The organism is Methylobacterium sp. WL18 (assembly GCF_008040015.1).
GTDB classification, from domain to species: Bacteria; Pseudomonadota; Alphaproteobacteria; order Rhizobiales; family Beijerinckiaceae; genus Methylobacterium; species Methylobacterium mesophilicum.
The window spans coordinates 1-999 of record NZ_VRVD01001051.1 but is presented as its reverse complement, the minus strand read 5'-3'; the positions used below and the strand labels follow the sequence as shown (position 1 = coordinate 999).

1 protein-coding gene and 1 pseudogene are annotated in these 999 nt (G+C 72.5%); both read left to right on the top strand.

What is annotated here, in order from left to right:
• Positions 1-625 (top strand): annotated as a pseudogene (locus FV228_RS30825) (methylmalonyl-CoA mutase); the annotation flags it as partial.
• 34 nt (positions 626-659) lie between these two features.
• Positions 660-999 (top strand): hypothetical protein (locus tag FV228_RS30820; protein WP_147857871.1); only part of this gene is annotated, 340 nt, incomplete at its 3' end.

Here is a 999-nt window from a genome sequence, read left to right as displayed (position 1 = left end):
GGCCAAGGCCGTGGCGACCCGCCGCGAGCCCCTGACGGGCGCGAGCGAATTCCCCAACCTCGCCGAGAAGCCGGTCACGGTCCTCGACGTGAAGCCGGTGACCGCCCGCCCCGCCTCGAATTTCGGCTCCGGTTCGGCCGTCGCCTGCGATGCGCTGCCGTCGATCCGTCTGGCCGAGCCTTTCGAGGCGCTGCGCGACGCCTCCGACGCCGTCCTGACGAAGGCCGGGCGTCGGCCCGCCGTGTTCCTCGCCAATCTCGGCACGGTCTCGGCGTTCAATGCCCGGGCGACCTTCGCGGCCAACGCCTTCGCGGCGGGCGGCATCGAGGCCGTGTCGAACGACGGCTTCACGGACCCGGCAGCCCTCGCGGCGGCATTCCGGGAATCCGGCGCGACGCTCGTTTGCATCTGCTCGACCGACGCGCTCTACACCGAGCACGCGGTGGCGGCTACGGAGGCCCTCAAGCAAGCCGGCGCCGGAACGATCTACGTTGCCGGCAAGCCGGTGGACCTGATCGATCCCCTGAAGGCGGCGGGCGTCCATGCCTTCCTGCATGTCGGCTGCGATCTGGTGAGCCTGCTCAACGGTGCCCTCCGGGCCGCCGTGCGGCCGCCCGCCGCCTGAGACGATCACGAGACCGCCTGCCCCGATCATCGCCATGAGCCGACACCGTTTCGGGTGCCTGACCGGCGCCGCCCTGATCCTCGGACTCGCGATCCCCGCCGCGGCGACGCCGCGGGCGGTCCGGATCCCGGACCGGTTCGACGGCCCTTACCGGTTCGACGGCACTTGGAGCGTCGAGATCCGCACCGAATCCGGTCCCTGCGACCGGGCCTACCGATACCCGGTGCGCATCGAGCACGGGCAGGCGCGCCTCATGGGGACGGCCTTCGTCGTGCAGGGCAGCGTCGCCCGGAACGGCGTGGTCCGGGGCTCGATCGCCAACGGTCTCGGCACCGCCGACGTCGCCGGCCGGCTCGGCCCGAACGGGTTCGGCG